Below are 21,589 nucleotides of genomic sequence, written 5' to 3' on the forward strand. Positions count from 1 at the left end.
ATCAATTATGAAAAAAAATGCAAGCAAAATACAAAAAATATAATTATCTGTATTATCTATGGAACTTATTTAATATGGTATTTATACATACATATAAATTATAGCATTGCATAATATACTACATATTATAGAAGAAATAAGTAATTATTGAATACAATATATTTTTTTGAAATACATTTTTAATTTATAAGTTAAACAAAAAGTTATTTTTCTCACATTATGAATTGATTTTTATAAAAAAATGTATTATAATCAAATGAGAACTAGTTCAATTATTTTTAGAAGGTGATGATTATGGATAATGTAAAATTTATAAAAGCAAATCAAGTTGGTGAACTGATTGCTAATAACTCTTTCATAGGGTTATGCGGATTTGTTGGTATCGGCTCTGCTGAAGAAATTTTAACTCAAATTGAAAAATCCTTTTTAGAAAAAGGAAGCCCTAATAATTTAAGCATCATTTTTGCTGCTGGAATTGGGGATAGTAAAGGAAGAGGAGCAGGACATTTTGGTCATAAAGGTCTTGTAAAAAGAGTTGTTGCAGGACACTGGGGATTAGCTCCAAGTCTTGGCGAATTAGCAAACAACAATGAAATCGAAGCTTATAATCTTCCTCAAGGTGTTATTTCCCAAATGTTTAGAGAAATGGCAGCAGGAAAACCTGGAGCTCTTTCACATGTAGGTCTTGGAACTTTTATTGATCCTGAACTTCAAGGTGGAAAACTTAATAGTGTAACAACTGAAGATATTGTTGAAAGATGTAAATTTAGCGGTAAAGATTTATTATTCTATCATGCTCCAAAACTAGATTATGCTATATTAAGAGGTACTTCTGCTGATGAAGATGGAAACATATCTTTTGAAGAAGAAGCACTTACACTTGAAGCTTTATCCGTAGCAACTGCCACTAAAAATAATGGGGGAAAAGTTTTTGTACAAGTTAAAAGAAAACTAAAAAGAGGAACTATTCCTCCAAAAGAAGTAAAAATACCTGGCATTTTGGTAGACTATGTAGTTGTAGCTGAAAATCCTGATAACCATATGCAGACATTTGGTGAATATTTTAATGAAGGATATGTAAAAAACAACTTCGTTGTAGAAGGAAGCCTTAAAGAAGTAAAACTCGATGAGAGAAAAATTATTTCAAGAAGATGTGCAATGCTTCTAGATAAGAGCAAAAAAATACTTAATTATGGTATAGGAATGCCAGAAGTTATAGCAATGGTAATTAATGAAGAAGGTCAGGAACAATATTTCACACCTACTGTTGAGCCAGGAGCAATTGGAGGTACTCCTATGGGAGGACTTAGCTTCGGAGCAACATTTAATGCAACAGCAATAGTTGATCAGCCATATCAATTTGATTTCTATGACGGCGGCGGTTTGGATATGGCATTTTTGGGACTTGCACAATGCGACCAATATGGAAATATAAACGTTTCTAAATTTGGACCAAAAATTGCAGGATGCGGAGGATTTATTAATATCACTCAAAATGCAAAAGAAGTAGTATTTTTAGGAACTTTCACAACTGGAGGATTAAAAATAGGTGTTGAAAATGGCGAACTTAGAATTCTTCAGGAAGGAAAAGTTAAGAAATTTGTAAAAGATGTAGAACAAGTTACATTCAGCGGTAATATTGCTAATAAAAACAATAAAAAAGTTACCTATATAACTGAAAGAGCTGTTTTCACTCTTGTTAAAGAAGGATTAAAACTTGTAGAAATAGCTCCGGGCGTAGATCTTCAAAAAGATGTGTTGGATCAAATGGAATTCAAGCCTATAGTGCCTAAAGACTTGAAGAAAATGGATTCAAAAATATTTATTGATAAGAAAATGGGATTAGTATTTTAATAAAAAATAAAAAAGGAGTATCCATATGGTATTTGGAACAATTGGTATTATATTATCGCTAATACTTTTAATGTATTTAGCGTATAGGGGAATTTCGGTTTTAATTATAGCACCTATTCTTGCTTGTTTTGCAGCAATAATGAGCGGTATTGATAGCGGAAGTATCCACATTTTAGCTACCTACACAGAAACTTTTATGAGTAGTTTAGCTGGATATGTAAGAAATTATTTCCCTATTTTCTTACTAGGAGCTATATTCGGTAAGGTAATGGACCATACAGGTTCAGCAAAAAGTATTTCATATTTTATTTGTGATAAGTTCGGTAAAGAAAAAGCTATACTTGCTATAGTTCTTGCTTGTGCTGTACTTACTTACGGCGGAGTATCTTTATTCGTTGTATCTTTTGCTATTTATCCTGTTGCAGCAGCTTTATTTAGAGAATCAAGAATCCCTAAAAGATTCATTCCTGGAGCAATCGCTTGCGGAGCTTTCACTTTCACAATGACTGGTTTGCCTGGATCACCTCAAATTCAAAATGCTATTCCTATGCAATATTTTGGAACTGACGCTTATGCCGCTCCAGTTCTTGGTATAATTGGTTCTATAATAATGGGAACAAGCGGAATTATGTGGTTACAAAGAAGAGCAAAAAAAGCTATGGCTAAAGGTGAAGGATATGGAGTACATCAAAATGAGCCAACAATAAATAATGAAAATTTACAAAATATACCCCCATTCGGAATTGCTATTCTTCCTATAATATTAGTTTTAGTTGTAGGTCTTGTTACTTCTAAATTAATATTCCCTAAATTAGATTTCTCTTATCTTGAAAGTTACGGTACTACTGCTGGTAAAGTTTTAGGAAACTGGAGCTTAATCATAGCATTAGTAGTTTCTATAGTAGTGGCAATTATTGTTAACTTCAAAAGAATGGATAATGTTATTAAAACTCTTACTGAAGGTGTATCTGGTTCATTCCTTGCTGTAATGAACACAGCTTCTGAGGTTGGTTATGGAAACGTTATAGCTTCTATGGCAGCATTTGCTGTTGTAAAAGGTGCTTTATTAGGACTTTCTTCTAACCCTCTTGTATCAGAAGCAGTTTCTGTATCTGCTCTTGCTGGTATAACAGGTTCAGCATCTGGCGGATTAAGTATAGCACTTGAAGCTCTTGCTGATACATATTTGAAAGATGCTTTAGCTGCTAACATAGACCCTCAGGTTCTTCACAGAATAGCTTCTATGGCTTGCGGAGGTCTCGATACTATGCCTCACAACGGTGCGGTTATTACTGTTCTTGCTGTTACTGGAATGACTCACAGAGAATCTTATGGTGATATTGCAGTGTGTACAGCCATAATTCCTGTAATAACTGTTGCAATTTGTATTGTACTTGCTAGCTTTGGTGTTGTATGATTAAAAAATAGAATATATAATATATTATAATTTAATATATAAAAAAACATTAAATATTTGGCAATATATCTGAAAAGAAATTTTGCCAAATATTTAAAATTTAATTTATATTTTTATATTTATGTTGTATAATATATCATATAATATTTTTATAGGAGAAATAATCATGAAATTTGAAGATTTAAAAGTTGGAATGAAGGCTGAAGTTGCTAAAACTATAACTGAAACCGACGTAATCCTATATGCAGGAATTACACTTGATACAAATCCAGCTCACTTAAATGAAACTCATGCACAGCAAACTATGTTCAAACATAGAATAGCTCACGGAATGCTTACTGCAGGACTTGTATCTGCTGTATTAGGAACAAAACTTCCAGGTGAAGGAAGTATTTATATGGGGCAAGAGTTGAAATTTACAGCTCCTGTATATTTTGGAGATACGATTACAGCTACTGCTGAAATCATAGAACTTATCCCTGAAAAAAACAGAGTAATTCTTTCTACTACTTGTACAAATCAAGATGGAAAAGTTGTTTTAAGCGGAAAAGCTACTATAATGAAAAAATAACAAAAATAATTTATAATAAATAAAAAAAATTGATAAAGTAATTATCAGGAGGATTAGAAATGGAATTTAGTTTGTCTAAAACACATGAACTTTTCAGACAAATGATCAGAGAATTTGCTGAAAAAGAGGTAAAACCTTTAGCAACAGAGCTTGACGAGGAAGAAAGATTCCCTGTTGAAACTGTTAAGAAAATGGCTGAAATTGGACTTATGGGCATACCTATTCCTAAAGAATATGGCGGAGCTGGCGGAGATAATTTAATGTACGCTATGGCTGTTGAAGAATTATCAAGAGTTTGCGGTACTACTGGCGTTATTCTTTCTGCTCACACTTCTCTTGGAACTTGGCCTATATTACAATTCGGTACAGATGCTCAAAAACAAAAATATGTACCTAAATTGGCTAGCGGTGAATGGCTTGGTGCATTCGGACTTACTGAACCTAATGCCGGTACAGATGCTGCAGGTCAGCAAACAGTAGCTGTATTAGATGAAGCTGCTCAAGAATGGGTTATCAATGGTTCTAAAATCTTCATAACAAATTCAGGATATGCTGATGTATATGTAATATTTGCTATGACAGACAAATCACAAGGACTAAAAGGTATTTCTGCTTTCATAATAGAAAAAGGAACTCCAGGATTTACTGTTGGTAAAAAAGAGAAAAAATTAGGTATTAGAGGTTCTGCAACTTGCGAATTAATATTTGAAAATGCAAGAATACCAAAAGATAATTTATTAGGCGAATTAGGAAAAGGTTTTAAAATTGCTATGATGACTCTTGACGGAGGAAGAATAGGAATTGCTTCTCAGGCATTAGGACTTGCACAAGGAGCTCTTGATGAAACTGTTTCTTATGTAAAAGAAAGAAAACAGTTTGGAAGATCTATAGCTAATTTCCAAAACACTCAATTCCAATTAGCTAACCTTGAAGTAAAAGTGGAAGCTGCAAGACTTTTAGTTTACAAAGCAGCATGGAGAGAAAGCAACCATCTTCCATATTCTGTAGATGCTGCAAGAGCTAAATTATTTGCTGCAGAAACTGCAATGGAAGTAACTACTAAAGCTGTTCAGCTTCACGGCGGATACGGATATACTAGAGAATATCCTGTTGAAAGAATGATGAGAGATGCTAAAATTACTGAAATCTATGAAGGTACATCAGAAGTTCAAAGAATGGTAATAGCAGGAAACCTTTTAAGATAAGCCAATTAGTAAATAAAATATTTATGGAGGAATAGAAATGAAAATAGTAGTTTGTATAAAACAGGTTCCAGATACAACTGAAATTAAACTAGACCCTGTAAAAGGTACATTAATAAGAGATGGAGTTCCTAGTATAATGAACCCTGATGATAAAGGCGGATTAGAAGAAGCTCTAAAATTAAAAGATAAATACGGTGCCCATGTAACTGTAATAACTATGGGACCTCCTCAAGCTGAAGCTATATTAAGAGAAGCTTATGCTATGGGAGCAGACAGAGCTATCCTTATAACAGATAGAAAATTCGGCGGTGCTGATACTTTAGCTACTTCTAATACATTAGCTGTTGCTTTGAAATCTTTAGAATATGATATTATTATTTCAGGAAGACAAGCTATAGACGGTGATACTGCTCAAGTTGGTCCGCAAATAGCTGAACATTTACAAATACCTCAAGTTTCTTATGCTAAAGAAATTCAATATAATGATGCTGATAAATCATTAACTATAAAAAGAGTAATAGAAGACGGATATTATTTATTAAACGTTCAATTACCTGCATTAGTAACAGTATTATCAGAAGCTAACAGCCCTAGATATATGAGAGTTAAAGGAATAGTTGAAGCTTATGATAAAGAAATTGAAATCTGGTCTTCAGAAACTATAAAAATTGACCCTTCTTTAATAGGTCTTACTGGTTCTCCTACAAAAGTTAAAAAATCATTTACTAAAGGAGCTAAACAAGCTGGTAAAGTATTTGAAGTGGATACAAAAGAAGCTGTTAATATCATAATTGAAAAATTAAAAGAAAAATTTGTTATTTAATTTTTAATTTTTAATTAACAAAAGAACCTTAGAAAAGGAGATAGATAATGAATTTAAGTGATTATAAAGGAATATTAGTATTTGCAGAGCAAAGAGACGGTGTAATTCAAAACGTAGGTTTAGAATTAATCGGCGAAGCAAAAAAACTTGCTGCTAAATTAAATGTATCTGTAACAGCAGCTTTAATAGGAAATAAAATAGAAGCTTTAGCTCAAACTTTAGTTGAATATGGTGCTGATAAAGTAGTAGTTGTTGACAATGAACTTTTAAAGCAATATGATACTGAAGCTTATGCTCAAGCTTTAAAAGCAATAATAGATGCTAAAAAACCTGAAATAGTATTATTAGGTGCTACTACTTTAGGAAGAGATTTAGCTCCTAGGGTATCTTCAAGACTTGCTACAGGACTTACTGCTGACTGTACTAAACTAGACATAGATGACGAAACAAAAGTTTTCGGAATGACAAGACCTGCATTCGGTGGAAACTTGATGGCTACTATTGTTTGTCCTGACCATAGACCTCAAATGGCTACTGTAAGACCTGGTGTAATGCAAAAACTGCCTAAAGAAGAAGGTAAAAAAGGAGAAGTTGAAGTATTACCTGTAACAATAGATGCTTCTAAAATTAAAGTGAAAATCCTAGATGTAGTAAAAGAAACTGCTAAAAAAATTGACATCACTGAAGCTAAGATATTGGTATCTGGCGGTAGAGGTGTTGGTTCTAAAGAAAACTTCAAAAATCTTGAGGCTGTTGCTTCTAAAATAGGTGCTATAGTTTCTGGTTCAAGAGCTGCTGTTGATGCTGGATTTATAGAACAATCTAGACAAGTTGGACAAACTGGTAAAACTGTAAGACCTAATATATATTTCGCTTGCGGTATATCTGGTGCTATTCAGCACATGGCTGGTATGGAAGAATCTGAATACATTATTGCTATAAACAAAGATAAAGATGCTCCTATGTTTGGAATCGCTGATTTAGGTATAGTAGGTGATGTTAATAAAGTACTTCCTCTATTAGCTGAAGAGATAGCAAAAGCAATAGAAGCTAAAAAAGCTAATTAATTCAATTTAACTTTTAATTAAAAAATAAAGCCAATAGATAGAACATATTTTTATCTATTGGCTATTTTTTTAATAATATAATTAATTTTGTATTCCCAATTTTATTAAAAAACTTTCTAAATATTATAAAAAATTTTTAATTATATAAAAGACAATGAAATTTAATTTAATCATTATTTATATACGATAATATATAATAAAAAATTATTAAAATAAGTTAAGGAATAATTTATGAAAAAAGAGGAAAATATATCAAAGGTACTTATATCTGAAGAAAATATAAATAAAAAAGTTAAAGAATTAGCACAAAAAATAAATAATGACTATAGAGATAAAACACCTTGTTTAATAGGGCTTCTTAAGGGTTCTTTTGTATTTATTGCAGATTTAGCAAGAGAAATTGAAACAAATATAGAAGTTGATTTTATGATAGTATCTAGTTATGGAAATGATAAGATAGGTTCTGAAATTAAAATACTTAAAGATGTTGACATACCTCTTACAGGTAAAGATGTTATTATAGTAGAAGATATTATTGATACTGGTTATACTTTAGAGAAGATTTGCGAAATTTTAAAAACAAGAAATGTGGCTTCATTAAAAATATGCACACTTCTTAATAAGCCGTCAAGAAGAAAAGTTGATATAAAAATTGATTACAACGGCTTTGATATAAAAGATGAGTTTGTTGTAGGATACGGCATTGACTATGCTCAGAAATACAGGAACTTGCCTTATATTGGAGTAGTTGAATAAATTTTAGAGTTAAAATAATTTTTACTCACCGCACGCAGAATTAAATTAACAACATAAATAAATTTACAATTCTAATTTTATTAGATAGTAAATATGCATTAACCGTGCGTTAAACAGATTTTAAAACTAATAAAAACTTGGGTGGGGAAGCTAAGATAAAATTATAATTTTAAATATTAATAAAATTATAATTTCAAAAAAAGCATAAAAAATAAAGGGCGGGAATGTGAATAAAATTCAAAGGTTATTTTATCAACTTTTTCCCGTAGCAAAAAGTTGCAAAAAGTACAAATTATTTCGCTTATTCGTATACATTTCGCGAAAGTGCAAGTATTTAAAATATATATGAATAATACCATATATTTTTAGCTATACTTCATAAAAATGTAGTCTTTTTGCTTCTTTGGGTCACCAAAAGAAGTGGGGTGCGGGGCAAAGCCCTGCAAACAATAAAAAAGATAAAAATCTTATTATTCTTTTTCCCACAGCAAAAAGAACCAAAAAGTGCAAGTTAAGAAAGTAATACTAACTATATTTTACATACTAAATATTAAAACAATATAAATATTTATTTAGAAATAAATTTTAAAAAAATTATCACTCTCTGCTGAAATTTTGGTATATAAACTTAAAAGGTATATATATTTTACCGTTTTCTGCATAATCACGTACCAAACCCTGTGGAGGCGGTTTTAATTTCTTAGCATATTCTATAGCCTTTGAGCATGAATTGTCTAAACTGCTTTGACCCAATTTTGAATTACTTAAAAACTTCTCAAAAATAATATTTCCGTCCAAATCTATTGATATAAGCACTTCCACTTCATCGCTTCTTAAAAGACCCAAAAAATGTGCCTGATTTGGAATAGTTAAATACCAAGAATCTCTTATAGAGCCAACTAAAGTATAAAAATACCAAAAATATTCTTGTGCCTTTGTGCCGAGTTGTATGCTTCCTGTTTCACTGGATAATACTACCGCCCTGTCTGCTCCATCTTCAAATGATGCAGGTATCTTTGTATCGCCTTTAAGACCGGGATTTTTGGGCTTGTAAGGAACTATATCTTCTCTGCTTATATCATTACCTAAATCATTTTGTTTTTGTAAATTGTTATTATTATTTGGAGTTATATTATCTCGTCTTTCAACTATTGGGCTGTTAGCTCCGTCCCCCAAAAAAGAAAACACTGAAGCATCTGAAAATACTTTTGAAGGTGTTACATTTACTTCCCCTCTTGATACTAATGACTTGTCTGAAGCAAATGGAGTATCTTCGTTGTTTTCCTCTTCTTCTACATCTGGAGTTTCTACTAAAAACATATAATCATCTTTTTTATTTTTCTCTTCTTCTAAAATCTTTTTTAATTCATCATTATACGCAAACAAAGATTCCATTATATAAGTATTTACCAAACTCCATAAAAATATATGAAGTATAAATGCAACTATTACTGCGAATATAGTATCTTTCTTTTTAACTATTATAGTTTTTAATTTACCTAAAAAATCTTTCATAATATGTTTTATAATAAAAAGCTATATGTTCAATTATAAATTAAAACTCTAAAAATTTGAATATAGTCAAATGATTTAATATTTACTAAAGTGATTATATTTTATCAAAAACTTAATTTTTTATTTTTAATACTTACGGGGACTAGCCCCACCCTTCGAAGCGTACCCATAGGGTAAAAACTTTGACGAAGTCCGCACAGCGAACATCTATTTGTACCTTTTCTCCTGCTTCTTTAATATAAGGTATTGACATAAAATTATAGATTTGCTATAATTTTCTATATGATTAAGAGTAAATTATTTAGTATTTCATCAATGAGCTTAACTCTCACAGCTCACAGCTCACAGCTCACAGCTCACAGCTCACAGCTCACAGCTCACAGCTCACAGCTCACAGCTCACAGCATAATTCTCTAAAAAAATATTATCAATTATTAAATACACTTTTATATTTTGTATTGCAATCTTTTGCTAGGTTAATCAATTCTATTAAGACAATTATTCACACTAAAGCAATTTTGTTTGCTTTTTCAAGTTTTGCAATAAGCATTAGCAATAATGTTTATAATAAAAAAATAAATAATGAGAGTTCTATATGAACAAAAAGATTTTATCAATATTTGTAATGATAATGGCTTTATCATTATTCGGCGTAAGTTGTAGTAATGAGAATTCTACAGGAACAGGAGGAAACAACTCAGGCACTACAGACGGATCAGGTACACCTACACCTAAACCTACACCTACACCGCCAACAAAAGAAGAAGTTAAGTTTCAAGGAACATGGAGGGGAGAATTAGTAAAAATAAGCGGTGATGCTATTATGCCAGAATCAACTAGATCAGAGTTTACAATTAATGCAGACGGCAGTATAAAAGATAACGATACTCAACAAACAATAACTTTAGATAAAATTAATAAAGTATCTGATAATGTATTTCAATTTACTTCTAAAAGAGTAAAAGGTAGAACAATAATGACTTTAAAACATAAAGTTGATTTTACAGATAATAATGCTCCTAAAGATACTTTAGTATGGACTAGGGAAGTATTTACTCTGGATAATCAAGTGCAATTATATTCAGCTACTTATGAAGGAACATTAGCAAAAGCACAATAATATATTAATAAAAGCCTGTCTTAATATTTATTAGGGAGGGCTTTTTATTAGACTTATTTCAGAAGAGCTTAATAAAATTAGTTATATAATTTTAAGTATAATTTTAGTATATAAAATTGCAGTTCTTTTGCTTCTTTGTGCCAACAAAAGAAGTGGGGGTGTGTACCCTAAGGGCACGCTTCGCAGGAGATAAAGCCCCGCAGATATATTAATTTACAAAATTATCAAAAACTTTCGTTAGTTGCTATATATAAATCACCATTAGAATCAACTATATAGGCTTCTCTGTAATTATAATTCTCATTAGTGAAAAAATTAGTGCCCATAAGAAAAGCAGTTGTAGATAAAGCATCAGCCTCCTCTGCATTGGTGTGTACAATGGTAGCTGATATTGCATTATAAGTAGGGGAGCCTATTTTAGCATCTATTATATGATGATAATTAGTGCCGTTTTCTGTAAAAAATCTCTCATAATCGCCGCTTGTTACTATAGTATAATTTGTTGCCTGTATTAAAGCTAAATATCCATCTTCATCATTTCTTGGATTCCTTATTGCTATCACCCAAGGATTGCCCTTAGAGTTTACTCCATTAGCATAAGTATCTCCGCCATAATCTATTAAATAGTTTTTTATATTGTAATTTTTAAATATATCTATTAGCTTTGTAACAATATAACCTTTTCCGTAGGAGCCAAAATCAAAAGTTAAATTATCCCTAAGCTCTATAAACTTTTTACCGTTGTTAGTTATAATGCTCACTTTAGAATAATCTATTTTTTTTAATGCACTTTCAATCTCTTCTCTCTTTGGTACAGTCTGATTTTCTTTAACACCAAAACCCCAAAGTTCAATTAACGGCCTCACACTTATATCAAAAGAAGGATTTATTTTAGAATATCTCAACCCCGTTTCAAATAAATGTGCCATATCCTCAGAAACTTCTACTTTGAGAACATCTTCTTTATTTTCTAAACTTTTTTTATTGATAATTGCTATTTCACTCTTTTCATTATACGGATTTAATATATTATCCATTCTGTTAATTTCATTTGTTATAGAAGCAACCAAATCATACATTTTTTTTTCTGTAGTTTGAGCTGTGATGTTTAATATGGTGTCGCTTATTGCTATTGTTGTAGATATATATTTTTCTTTATTTCTATAAATAAAAAGTGTAACAATTAATGCCGCTGCTGCAACTAAAATTAATAGATAATATTTTTTCTTTGATGTCATAAAATCTTCTCTCTATGCTAATTATTCTTTTTAATAAACTTATTAAATTATAATATAGTTAAACAACCATGTTTTGTCAAAAATAAATTTTTTATTTTTAGATATTTACGGGGACTAGCCCCTTGCGAAGCACACACCGTGCAGCACCCCCACTTCTTTTATTGGTATAAAAGAAGCAAAAGAACTGCATTTTAGTCTAAATATAAATATTGTTTTTTATTAAAATATATTGATAATATGTAAAAATCTAGTATTTGTACTTTTTGCAACTTTTTGCTACGGGAAAAAGTTGAATAAAATAAATTTATACTAAAACTCTTCTATCTTCTTTGTAATAAAACTTATAATATTTTCTTTTGATACTTTTATAGGCTCATTGTCTTTTTCAAAATATATAAAGTTTCCGTCTGTACTTCCTGCCACACCAAAATCTGCATGCTTAGCCTCTCCCGGACCATTAACTACACAACCCATTATAGCAATAGTGATATTTTTCTTTATATTTTGTACATGCTTTTCTATAAAACTAGCAACCTCCTCCACATTCACCTGACATCTTCCGCAAGTAGGGCATGATATTATCTCAACAGAAGACTCTTTTCTTAAACCCAAAAACTTAAGAAGCATCTTTCCTGCCATCACTTCCTCAACAGGGTCCCCAGTAATAGAATATCTTATAGTATCCCCAATCCCTTGCATAAGCAAATATGATAAAGCACTTGTACTCTTAATTAAAGAACTTCTTAATGTACCTGCCTCTGTAACACCTAAATGTATAGGATAATCAAATTTCTCTCTAAATAATGTATTTGCTTCTATTGTTGTTTTTATATCAGATGCTTTTAATGATACTTTTATGTTTGTAAAGTTTAAGTCTTCCATTAGTTTTATATGGTCAGATGCACTTTTTACCATATTTTGAGCATTTACTTCTTTGTATATAGCTCTATCTAAACTTCCGCCATTAACACCAACCCTTATAGTTAAATTTCTGTCTTTTGCCTCTTTTATAACCTCTTTTACTTTATCTTTATCTTTTATATTACCGGGATTAAGCCTCAAAGCATCAATACCGCTTTTCATACTCTCTAAAGCAAGCCTATAATCAAAATGTATATCTGCGATTAAAGGAACTTTAGTTTGTTTTTTTATCTCTTTTATAGCTTTAGCAGCCTCAATATCAAGTACAGCAAGCCTCACAATATCAACGCCAGCCTCTTCTAAAGACTTTAATTGAAGTACAGTTTCTTTAATATTTCTAGTGTCTGTATTTGTCATAGACTGCACACTAACAGGATTTCCGCCGCCTATTAATATATTTCCAACTTTAACTATCTTACTCATCATTTTCCTCATAAACTTATAAATACAATATTGTATTTTATAACCTAATAACAAAATTGTCAAAATATTTTTATATAATAAGTTTTATTTTAATTGCATAAATAATTATATTGAAATTATAATTAAAAATTTATATAATATTTTAATAACAAAATATTAGGATTATAAAATGATTAAAAGATACACTAGAAAAGAGATGGGAGAACTTTGGAGCTTACAAAATGAGTTTCAAGTAATGCTTGATGTAGAGATAGCAGCTTGCGAGGCTATGGCTGAAATTGGAGAGATACCTCAGGAAGCTGTAAAAAATATTAAAGAAAAAGCTACTTTCACAGTTGAAAGAATTGCTGAAATAGAAAAAGAAACTAATCATGATATAATATCATTTGTAACAGCTGTTCAAGAAAATGTAGGCGAAGGCGGACAGTATATACATAAAGGTTTAACTTCAAGTGATGTAAAAGACACTGCATTAGCTGTGATGATGAAAAAATCTGCTGAAATTATATTAGATGATTTAAAAAGATTATCAGAAGTATTATTAAGAAGAGCTAAAGAGCATAAATATACTCCTTGTATAGGAAGAACTCACGGTATACATGCTGAGCCTATGACATTAGGTTTAAAATTCATTTTATGGTATGATGAAAATGAAAGAAATATTAAAAGAGTAGAAGAAGCAAAAAAACAAGTATCCGTTGGTAAGCTTTCTGGTGCGGTTGGAACATACAGCAACATTGACCCTCGCATAGAAGAGATAGTTTGCAAAAAATTGGGAATAGAAGCTGACAGAGTTTCCACTCAAATAATACAAAGAGATAGACATGCACAATATCTTACCACTTTGGCAATAGTTGCTAGTTCATTAGAGAAATTTGCTACAGAAATTAGAAACCTTCAAAGAACTGACATTAGAGAAGCAGAAGAGTATTTCAGCGAAAAACAAAAAGGCTCATCTGCTATGCCTCATAAAAGAAACCCTATCACTTGCGAGAGAATATCTGGTTTAGCTAGACTTGTAAGAGGAAATGCATTAGCTTCTATGGAAGACATCACTCTTTGGCATGAGAGAGATATTAGTCATTCATCAGTAGAACGCGTTATACTTCCAGATTCTACAATTGCTGTAGATTATGCTATTAATAAATTTATTGATATAGTGGACAAACTTTTAATTTACCCTGACGCTATGAAAGCTAATATTGAAAAAACAGGCGGTTTAATTTTCAGCCAAAGAATATTAATAAGTTTAGTTAATAAAGGCATAGATAGAGATAATGCTTACAGATGGGTGCAGAGAAATGCTATGAAAAAATGGCTAAACAATGAAGACTTTAGAGAGAATGTTCACAAAGATGAAGATATAACAAAATATTTAAGCTCTAAAGAAATTGATGACTGTTTTGACTATGCATATTATTTGAGAAATATTGATGTGATAATGAAGCGATTTGGAATATAATTTTTTATTATACTAAAAATTTTTTGGTTTGTGCTGGCTTTGCTCCTATACCCCTATTTCTTTTATTGGTATGAAAGAACCAAAAGAACTGCATTTTTATTATAAATTTTATAATTTAATTGTACATTAAAATGCACTCCCCCGCACGACTAAGAAGTTATAATTAAAGCATAGCATTACCGTGCGGAAAGGTGGTACAGCTCTTACGCGGGAAAAAGAACAACAAAAAATTGATATAGAATAATTGTTTTACTATATACTACAAATTTTTAACTTTTTTTGTTTTAATTGTTTGCATGGATTGTTTCTATTTTAAGAAACTATTTTTTTACATAATTTATAATTAATTTATGAATTTGCTAATTTTTAAAAATAGTATATAATCGTACTAATTCCATATAAGGATTAAGCCTATGATTATCAAATTAATAGAAATGAAAAATGATATAAAAAATAAAAACAAATATCATCAAATTTTTAATGAAGCATTCCCAATAGAAGAGAGATGGAACTTTGATATGATACTTGAAAACAAAAACAACTCAAGTTATAAATTTTATTCTATTTTTAATGATGATAAACCAATAGGCTTAACTATGATTTGGAATTTTGAAGAGTTTTATTACGGAGAGTATCTTGCTATAGATAAAAACCTGAGAGGCAAAAATTACGGCTCAGAAGTATTAACTAAAATATTTAATATGCATAATGATAAATTAATCGTTATAGAAGTAGAGCCTTATGATTTGAATGATATAGCAAAAAGAAGAATTGATTGGTATAAAAGATTCGGACTTATATTATCAGATTATGATTATGATATGCCTTGTATAAAAGACGGCAAAAAAGATACAATGAAAATGCAAATCATGACAAACAGAGAAATAAAATCAAAAGATGAATATAACAATATAATTACAACATTATATAATAAAGTTTATAGTCCGAGATTAGATAATATTAATAATTGGAAAGAGATTTAAAATTATTAAATAGTTTAAATCTTCTTTTTGGGCTAAATATTAATATGATATGCCCTACTATATCTTTTTTATTTATAAGTCCAAAATGCCTACTGTCTTCGCTTGAAGCTATATTATCCCCCAAAACAAAATATTCTCCTTTGCCTATATTATATACTGCATTATCTTCTTCACTAAATATATAATATTTATGCCTTATAAGCTCATCATTTAAATATAGCCCACCTTCAAAAATCTCTACTTTATCACCTTCTTTTCCTATAACACGCTTCACTAAATTATTAGTCCCCCTTCTAAAAACAATAACATCAAAGTTTTTAATCTTATTAAAAAGAAAATTGTTTTTTAAAAGTAAAATCTGATCGCCTTCATAAAAAGTAGGCTCCATAGACTTGTTGCTTACTATATAAGTATCAAAGAAAAATACTCTAATAAAGCCTGCCAAAAATAAGGCAAGCAAAGATGCTAATATTATCTCTAAAATCTGTTTTTTATTCATAAAAATTATTAATTAATTTAAATCTCTCTTCCATTTGTTAATTAAATTAAGTGCCTCTATTGGAGTGATATCATTAATATTTAAGTCTTTAATTTCTTTTTCTATTTCGCTTTCTATTTTTTCTTCAGAGTTTATTTTCTCTTCTTTTTTCTCATCAAATTTAGCATTAAAAGGAAGAATGTCTGGAGATTTTTTATTGTTTATCTCTATATTTTCAACTTGTATACCCGCTTCATTTTCAAGCTTTTTTAATATCTCTGAAGCTCTTTGTATAACCTTATTCGGAGTACCTGCAATTTTTGCTGCATATATACCATAACTAGATTCAGCAGCCCCTTCAATAACTTTTTTCATAAATATTATTTCATCTTTATACTCTTCAACTAATACTTTATAATTCTTAACACCCTCCAAATCTTCAAGCATAGTAAGTTCATGATAATGCGTAGCAAATAATGTTTTTGATTTTTTATTCTCTTCATTTACTAAATACTCAACTATAGCCCAAGCAATAGAAAGCCCATCATAAGTGGAAGTACCTCGCCCTATTTCATCCATTATAACAAGACTTTTATCAGTACAATGATTGAGTATATAAGCAGTTTCATTCATCTCTACCAAAAATGTACTCTCACCCTTCGCTATATTATCACTCGCCCCAACCCTCGTAAATATTCTATCAACTATAGATATTTTAGCACTCTTAGCAGGCACAAATGAACCAATCTGTGCAAGAAGAACTATTAAAGCAGTTTGCCTCAAATATGTACTTTTACCGCTCATGTTAGGTCCTGTAATTATTAACAAATGCTCATTTTTATTATCTAAATATGTATCATTTGCTATAAAGCTTTCGTTTTTTAAATTCGCTTCAACTACAGGGTGTCTTCCTTCTTTTATGTCTATTATTCCATCATCGGTTATAATAGGTTTTGTGTAGTTTTCTTCTGCAGCAAGGCAAGCTAAAGAAGCATAAACATCTATTACTGATATTATCTTTGCCATTTTTAATATAGAGGCTAAATATTCATTAACCTTATTACGAACTTCTATAAATATCTCATATTCTAAAGCATAACTTTTTTCATTGGCTTCGTTTATAGTCTTCTCATATTCCATTAATTTGCTTGTTGTGTATCTCTCGCTTCCTACCAATGTTTGTCTTTTTATAAAATCTTTCGGCACTAATGATATATTAGATTTTGTTATCTCTATATAATATCCTATAACATTATTGTATCTTATTTTAAGATTGTTTATTGTAGTAATTGATTTATATTCATTTTCTAATTCACTTATCCAAGTTCTTCCCTCTCGCCTTGCTTCATTATATTTTTTTAGCTTTTCATCATAATCATCTTTTATAATGTCGCCTTCGTTTAAAACAATTTTAGGATCTTCTAATATGGCTCTTTCAATTAAATCTGTAATAATTTTTATATCGTTTATCTCTTCAAAGTTTACATCATCAAAATTATTAAGCACAAGTTCTGTAATTATCTCTAAAGAAGAAAATAAAAATCTCTTTAAAGATACTAATTCTTTAGGATTAATTCTTCCAAGTGCTAATTTTGAAGCAAGCCTCTCTATATCTCCAACATCAGAAAGCATATCCATTATTATATACATAAACTTCTGATTCTTATAAAAATATTCAACATTATTAAGCCTTTTATTTATCTCATCAATATTAAGCAAAGGCTCTACTATTATTCGCTTTAAATATCTTGCCCCCATAGATGTTTTTGTTTTGTCTATGGTGTCGAATAATGTCATTTTATTATTGTCATTTCTTATAGTTTCCAAAATCTCTAAACTAGATATTGTAGCATAATCTAATGTCATAGAGTCTTTTCTGTTGTAGAGTTTTATGTTTGATATATGCTCTAATGATGTTTTTGATAATTCTTGTAAATAATATATTAAAGAGCCTAAAAGTGAAATAATTAAATGCTTATCTTCTATGCCGAAACTTTTTAATGATATTGTCTTAAAATGATTAGTTAATAATTTATATGCATAAGAATATTCTGCTGTATAATTTGGGGTAGTGCTGAAAAATATATTTGAAAATCTGTTTTGTATTTCTTTTATTATCCTACTTTCTTTTACAGATTCTATAGTCATTATCTCTTTTGGAGAAAACCTTATAATTTCTTCGCATATTTCACCCAAAAAGTCTTTTATGTTGTTGTTATTATTCTCAATTTCTGTAACACACAATTCACCAGTAGATATATCGCATATACCAATAGCAATATTATTCTCACTTTTAGAAACTATTATAGAAACTAAATAATTATTGCTCTTTGATTCCAAATATTTATTTTCTGCAATAGTACCCGGTGTTATCACTTGAGTAACTTCTCTTTTTACTATTCCTTTTGCCGTTTTAGGGTCTTCCATTTGGTCGCATATTGCTATTTTTCTGCCGCTTTTTACTAGTTTTGACAAGTAATTATCTATGGCATGATATGGAACACCTGCCATCGGAACATTTGCCCTCTTTGTAAGGGTAAGCCCCAAAAGATCTGAAACTATCTTAGCATCTTCAAAAAATACTTCGTAAAAATCTCCCATTCTAAACAATAATATACTATCGCTATATTTATTTTTAATCTCTTTATATTGCCTCATCATTGGTGTGAGCTTTTCTTCTTTGTTTAAATTTTCTGATGATTCTTCTGATGAAAAAAAAGTTTCCTGCATATTTTTTATTAAATCCATTAGTTTTTTTATTAAAAAATAGTATATTATATTTATTTAGTTTTATCAAATAAAATTATGTATAAGAAGTATATTATAATAATTTTAATATAATTTTTGCAAAACTATTATGTAAATACCACTTTTATATTGCTTTTTTATATTAAATATTGTATATTATCTATATTGTTTCATACAATATTGCTTATAATTATTTTTATTAAACTTAGTATATATAAAAACACAATATATATAAAAAATACCATTATAGAGAGGATTGAGTAACATGCTTAGTCCTCTCGCTTTTTTTAAACAACATTTTTTTGATTTAATTAAAAATAATCAGAGAAATAAACTTGTTCTTTAGGTATGATGCTTTCTAATAATTTAATTGCTTTAGCTGTTGCTTCTATTCTTCCAATTTTATAAAGGTATGAAGGGCTTTTATAACTCATAAGCATAGCAGTTAGAGTTTTTATGTCCATTTTTATAATATATCTGTCTTTAGAGTTTCTTTTATATTCTTTTGCTATTCTTTTACATACTGTTTTTTTATCCTCATTACTATTATTCCAATAAATCATAAAACTCGCATTATTCCATTTAGCCATATCATCTTTAATTATTAAATTAATTTTTTTGTTTTTAGGTTTTCTTAAGAAAGGATAATTATTAATAAACCCTTTAACATCTGTAATTCTTGCCATAATATATGGTCTTATAGTTTCTTTTATTTCGCTGTCTTCAAGGAGGAATGCTATAGGTTCATTTGTATAGTTATATCCTTTAACCTCATCAACCATAGAAAAATGTGCAGATATATAATTCCAAAGCCCAAGCCTAGCCTCAAAATTAATATAAACCATCTCCTTTACATGAAACACATCATTTTCAATAACATAAACCAAATAACCTTCAGCCTCATTTTTATCATTATAATATAAAGCAACTATAGTGTCATCAACTTCCCATCTCCAATACTCTTCCCACTCCAAATCGCCCCTAATTAAAGCACCATGCCTAGCATAAGAAAATTTATTATAAAGCTCTTTCAAATCTTCACTGTCTGTAGAAACTCTCTCCACTCTCCCTTCGCTTGTCATAGTTTTAGGAAGCTGAGTGTCTTTTATAGTAAAGCTCATTTTGTCGGATATTATTTCCCATCCTTTTCGCCTGTAAAAAGGAATAGAGTAGGGATATAATACAGATATAGTCTGACCCTATTTTTTCATATTTTCAATACTTTTTATCATCAAATCATTCATAAGTCCAAGATTAGAATATTCTGGGTATGTGGCAACTCCTGTAACACCTGCCATTTTGTAAATAACGCCATGTATATTCATTTTTATAGGGTATACTGCTATTTGAGAAGCGAGTTTTTGTCCGTCAAACCATCCTAAAACTTTTGCCTTGCTTAATACTGCCGATTTTGCCTGCTTTATTTCATCAACCTCATAGCCTAAAGTAATAAGCTCATTATTGCTCACTTGAAAAGCGTATCTTAATAAATTATTGAAATCATCTAAATCTTTAAGAGTTAAATATCTAATTTTGAATTTCTTTTTTTTCTTATTTATTAAATCTTCATCAATCATATAAAACCTAAACTTTACATAATTTATAAATAATATTAAATCAAAACTTTATAATTGTCAATTTATACTATATATAAGATACAAATTTACTAAAGTAATAAATTATTATATCGATAAGTTTTACTATAATATATATTAATAGTTTTATAATTATTATCTTATAGAGGTGTTCTTGTGTATAATTCTGTAGTAGGCTATGCTCTTAAAATTATTAAAGGTAATATCTTATTTTCTATTATCATCTTTATAGCAATGTCGCAATTAATGACTATTACTTCTATTTTCGCACTCATGTGGAAATATGAAATACTACTAAACGAAAATATTCCTTTCTTTAGGGCTTTCTCTATATATTCGCTTCTTATTGTGTTATTTATCGTAGTGCTTTTAATTGCTATTATCACTATTATATATATATTCTCAAAAAACAGCCGTATGTTTTCTACTTTGAGAATCTTTGGGGCTGCTAAATTATCTTTAAAAAGGCTTTCTTTATCTTTAAGCTTTTTATACCCTCTTATCTCTTACATCATTTCAAGTTTAGAAATTATTATTATTTATATTAGATACCGCTCTTATATCTTAACTATTATAAACACAGCTGAAGTCTTAAATAATGCTTTTACTATATTTTGTGCTAATGTAGTATTGTTTTTAATATTTATGTTTGGTGCTTTTATTACTAATGCTGTACTTCTAAAAAGAGACCCTTATGAAGATTTGAGAGGAACACTATGAATATAAAAATTATTAACATTTCTAAAACCTTTTCTATAGGTGTAAATAAATTAGATGCTTGTAAAGATATTAGTTTAGATATTAATCAAGGCGATTTTATAAGTTTTGTGGGGCATACTGGAAGTGGTAAAAGCACTCTATTAAGTATTATAGGCGGTATATTAAAGCCTACAAGCGGTTCTATATATTATGACTCATACAAAATTGATAACCCTTCAGAAGAAGTATTATCAAGCTTTAGAAGAGAATATTTTTCTTATATATTTCAATACCCTGTTATTATACCTACAATCAATGTACTAGATAATATTTTAATACCTTTAGCTTTTAAACATAAAATTACAGATGAAAAAATAAATCAAACCAAAGAAAATATAGAACTATTCGGACTAAAAGATAAAATGCACCTAAAAGCAGCACATCTATCAGGCGGTGAAATGAAAAAAGTAGCTATACTAAGAGCTTTAGCCTATGGATGTAAATGTCTAATAGCAGATGAACCCACAAGCGATTTAGACCCAGAAACAACTACTTTACTAATGGAAATATTAACTACTATCAATAATCAAGGAACTACAATCATTATGGTAACGCATGCCCATAATATAGCAGCACATGCTAAAAATGTATATGAAATGTCTGACGGAAAGATTGTTAGATGTCTTAAATAACTATGTAATTTTACAAAAAATA

General features: G+C 29.6%; 17 protein-coding genes and 1 pseudogene. 12 read left to right on the forward strand and 6 right to left on the reverse strand.

Going from position 1 to position 21,589, the window contains the following annotated elements:
* Positions 1-288: 288 nt before the first annotated feature.
* The 7 genes from EPJ72_RS04830 (at position 289) to hpt (ending at position 7,693) form a co-directional block, all read left to right on the forward strand.
* The gene (locus tag EPJ72_RS04830; RefSeq protein ID WP_242004923.1) at positions 289-1,854 is read left to right on the forward strand and encodes an acyl CoA:acetate/3-ketoacid CoA transferase; all 1,566 of its coding nucleotides are present in this window, start codon (positions 289-291) and stop codon (positions 1,852-1,854) included.
* Positions 1,855-1,879: 25 nt separating this feature from the next.
* Positions 1,880-3,271, forward strand: coding sequence for a GntP family permease (locus tag EPJ72_RS04835; protein ID WP_147731086.1), 1,392 nt, complete (start codon positions 1,880-1,882; stop codon positions 3,269-3,271).
* A 166-nt stretch (positions 3,272-3,437) separates the two neighbouring features.
* Positions 3,438-3,842: a MaoC family dehydratase gene (locus EPJ72_RS04840; protein WP_147731087.1), complete on the forward strand. Its 405-nt coding sequence runs from the start codon at positions 3,438-3,440 to the stop codon at positions 3,840-3,842.
* 59 nt (positions 3,843-3,901) lie between these two features.
* Positions 3,902-5,047 (forward strand): acyl-CoA dehydrogenase, encoded by a 1,146-nt coding sequence (locus tag EPJ72_RS04845; RefSeq protein WP_147731088.1) that lies wholly within the window; start codon positions 3,902-3,904, stop codon positions 5,045-5,047.
* A gap of 37 nt (positions 5,048-5,084) precedes the next feature.
* Positions 5,085-5,870 carry an electron transfer flavoprotein subunit beta/FixA family protein gene (locus EPJ72_RS04850; protein WP_147731089.1) on the forward strand — a complete coding sequence of 262 codons (786 nt, stop codon included), beginning with the start codon at positions 5,085-5,087 and terminating at the stop codon, positions 5,868-5,870.
* 47 nt (positions 5,871-5,917) lie between these two features.
* Entirely contained in the window at positions 5,918-6,937 is a 1,020-nt protein-coding gene (locus tag EPJ72_RS04855) for an electron transfer flavoprotein subunit alpha/FixB family protein (protein WP_147731090.1), read from the forward strand.
* 231 nt (positions 6,938-7,168) lie between these two features.
* Positions 7,169-7,693: a hypoxanthine phosphoribosyltransferase gene (hpt, locus tag EPJ72_RS04860; RefSeq protein ID WP_147731091.1), complete on the forward strand. Its 525-nt coding sequence runs from the start codon at positions 7,169-7,171 to the stop codon at positions 7,691-7,693.
* 597 nt (positions 7,694-8,290) lie between these two features.
* Here hpt and EPJ72_RS04865 read toward each other — a convergent pair.
* A complete protein-coding gene (locus EPJ72_RS04865) occupies positions 8,291-9,208 on the reverse strand; it encodes an energy transducer TonB family protein (RefSeq protein ID WP_147731092.1) in 918 nt (305 codons plus the stop codon).
* A gap of 595 nt (positions 9,209-9,803) precedes the next feature.
* Between EPJ72_RS04865 and EPJ72_RS04870 the strand changes: the two genes are divergently transcribed.
* Positions 9,804-10,328 (forward strand): hypothetical protein, encoded by a 525-nt coding sequence (locus EPJ72_RS04870; RefSeq protein WP_147731093.1) that lies wholly within the window; start codon positions 9,804-9,806, stop codon positions 10,326-10,328.
* A 224-nt stretch (positions 10,329-10,552) separates the two neighbouring features.
* Here EPJ72_RS04870 and EPJ72_RS04875 read toward each other — a convergent pair whose 3' ends face one another.
* A complete protein-coding gene (locus EPJ72_RS04875) occupies positions 10,553-11,566 on the reverse strand; it encodes an FAD:protein FMN transferase (RefSeq protein ID WP_147731094.1) in 1,014 nt (337 codons plus the stop codon).
* Between the two features lie 309 nt (positions 11,567-11,875).
* Positions 11,876-12,913, reverse strand: a complete 1,038-nt coding sequence (ispG, locus tag EPJ72_RS04880; RefSeq protein WP_277871908.1) for a flavodoxin-dependent (E)-4-hydroxy-3-methylbut-2-enyl-diphosphate synthase — start codon at positions 12,911-12,913, stop codon at positions 11,876-11,878.
* Between the two features lie 166 nt (positions 12,914-13,079).
* Between ispG and purB the strand changes: the two genes are divergently transcribed.
* Both purB and EPJ72_RS04890 read left to right on the forward strand, forming a co-directional pair.
* On the forward strand, positions 13,080-14,372 hold the full coding sequence (gene purB / locus EPJ72_RS04885; RefSeq protein ID WP_147731096.1) for an adenylosuccinate lyase: 1,293 nt from the start codon (positions 13,080-13,082) through the stop codon (positions 14,370-14,372).
* 413 nt (positions 14,373-14,785) lie between these two features.
* Positions 14,786-15,355, forward strand: coding sequence for a GNAT family N-acetyltransferase (locus EPJ72_RS04890; protein ID WP_147731097.1), 570 nt, complete (start codon positions 14,786-14,788; stop codon positions 15,353-15,355).
* Here EPJ72_RS04890 and lepB read toward each other — a convergent pair.
* From lepB to EPJ72_RS13725, 3 genes and pseudogenes are all read right to left on the reverse strand, one after another.
* Complete coding sequence (gene lepB / locus EPJ72_RS04895; protein WP_147731098.1) at positions 15,333-15,854, reverse strand: signal peptidase I; 522 nt, start codon at positions 15,852-15,854, stop codon at positions 15,333-15,335. The two genes, EPJ72_RS04890 and lepB, sit on opposite strands and share 23 nt — an antisense overlap.
* A gap of 12 nt (positions 15,855-15,866) precedes the next feature.
* Complete coding sequence (gene mutS / locus EPJ72_RS04900) at positions 15,867-18,563, reverse strand: DNA mismatch repair protein MutS (RefSeq protein WP_147731099.1); 2,697 nt, start codon at positions 18,561-18,563, stop codon at positions 15,867-15,869.
* 329 nt (positions 18,564-18,892) lie between these two features.
* Positions 18,893-20,158 (reverse strand): annotated as a pseudogene (locus EPJ72_RS13725) (GNAT family N-acetyltransferase).
* Between the two features lie 174 nt (positions 20,159-20,332).
* Here EPJ72_RS13725 and EPJ72_RS04910 point away from each other — a divergent pair.
* Both EPJ72_RS04910 and EPJ72_RS04915 read left to right on the forward strand, forming a co-directional pair.
* Complete coding sequence (locus tag EPJ72_RS04910; protein ID WP_147731100.1) at positions 20,333-20,896, forward strand: hypothetical protein; 564 nt, start codon at positions 20,333-20,335, stop codon at positions 20,894-20,896.
* On the forward strand, positions 20,893-21,567 hold the full coding sequence (locus tag EPJ72_RS04915; protein WP_147731101.1) for an ABC transporter ATP-binding protein: 675 nt from the start codon (positions 20,893-20,895) through the stop codon (positions 21,565-21,567). The genes EPJ72_RS04910 and EPJ72_RS04915 overlap by 4 nt, the downstream gene beginning before the upstream one ends.
* Positions 21,568-21,589 lie beyond the last annotated feature (22 nt).

The sequence above is a fragment of the Brachyspira pilosicoli genome, from assembly GCF_008016535.1.
In the GTDB taxonomy this organism is placed as follows: domain Bacteria; phylum Spirochaetota; class Brachyspiria; order Brachyspirales; family Brachyspiraceae; genus Brachyspira; species Brachyspira pilosicoli_A.

What these genes read in the sequence shown, in the direction of transcription:
- EPJ72_RS04830 (WP_242004923.1), top strand. Translation starts at nt 289, where the DNA reads ATGATTATGGATAATGTAAAATTTATAAAAGCAAATCAAGTTGGTGAA.
- lepB (WP_147731098.1), bottom strand. Translation starts at nt 15,854, where the DNA reads ATGAATAAAAAACAGATTTTAGAGATAATATTAGCATCTTTGCTTGCC.
- EPJ72_RS04845 (WP_147731088.1), top strand. Translation starts at nt 3,902, where the DNA reads ATGGAATTTAGTTTGTCTAAAACACATGAACTTTTCAGACAAATGATC.
- EPJ72_RS04865 (WP_147731092.1), bottom strand. Translation starts at nt 9,208, where the DNA reads ATGAAAGATTTTTTAGGTAAATTAAAAACTATAATAGTTAAAAAGAAA.
- purB (WP_147731096.1), top strand. Translation starts at nt 13,080, where the DNA reads ATGATTAAAAGATACACTAGAAAAGAGATGGGAGAACTTTGGAGCTTA.
- EPJ72_RS04835 (WP_147731086.1), top strand. Translation starts at nt 1,880, where the DNA reads ATGGTATTTGGAACAATTGGTATTATATTATCGCTAATACTTTTAATG.
- EPJ72_RS04850 (WP_147731089.1), top strand. Translation starts at nt 5,085, where the DNA reads ATGAAAATAGTAGTTTGTATAAAACAGGTTCCAGATACAACTGAAATT.
- EPJ72_RS04875 (WP_147731094.1), bottom strand. Translation starts at nt 11,566, where the DNA reads ATGACATCAAAGAAAAAATATTATCTATTAATTTTAGTTGCAGCAGCG.
- EPJ72_RS04855 (WP_147731090.1), top strand. Translation starts at nt 5,918, where the DNA reads ATGAATTTAAGTGATTATAAAGGAATATTAGTATTTGCAGAGCAAAGA.
- EPJ72_RS04870 (WP_147731093.1), top strand. Translation starts at nt 9,804, where the DNA reads ATGAACAAAAAGATTTTATCAATATTTGTAATGATAATGGCTTTATCA.
- ispG (WP_277871908.1), bottom strand. Translation starts at nt 12,913, where the DNA reads ATGATGAGTAAGATAGTTAAAGTTGGAAATATATTAATAGGCGGCGGA.
- EPJ72_RS04890 (WP_147731097.1), top strand. Translation starts at nt 14,786, where the DNA reads ATGATTATCAAATTAATAGAAATGAAAAATGATATAAAAAATAAAAAC.
- EPJ72_RS04915 (WP_147731101.1), top strand. Translation starts at nt 20,893, where the DNA reads ATGAATATAAAAATTATTAACATTTCTAAAACCTTTTCTATAGGTGTA.
- mutS (WP_147731099.1), bottom strand. Translation starts at nt 18,563, where the DNA reads ATGCAGGAAACTTTTTTTTCATCAGAAGAATCATCAGAAAATTTAAAC.
- EPJ72_RS04840 (WP_147731087.1), top strand. Translation starts at nt 3,438, where the DNA reads ATGAAATTTGAAGATTTAAAAGTTGGAATGAAGGCTGAAGTTGCTAAA.
- hpt (WP_147731091.1), top strand. Translation starts at nt 7,169, where the DNA reads ATGAAAAAAGAGGAAAATATATCAAAGGTACTTATATCTGAAGAAAAT.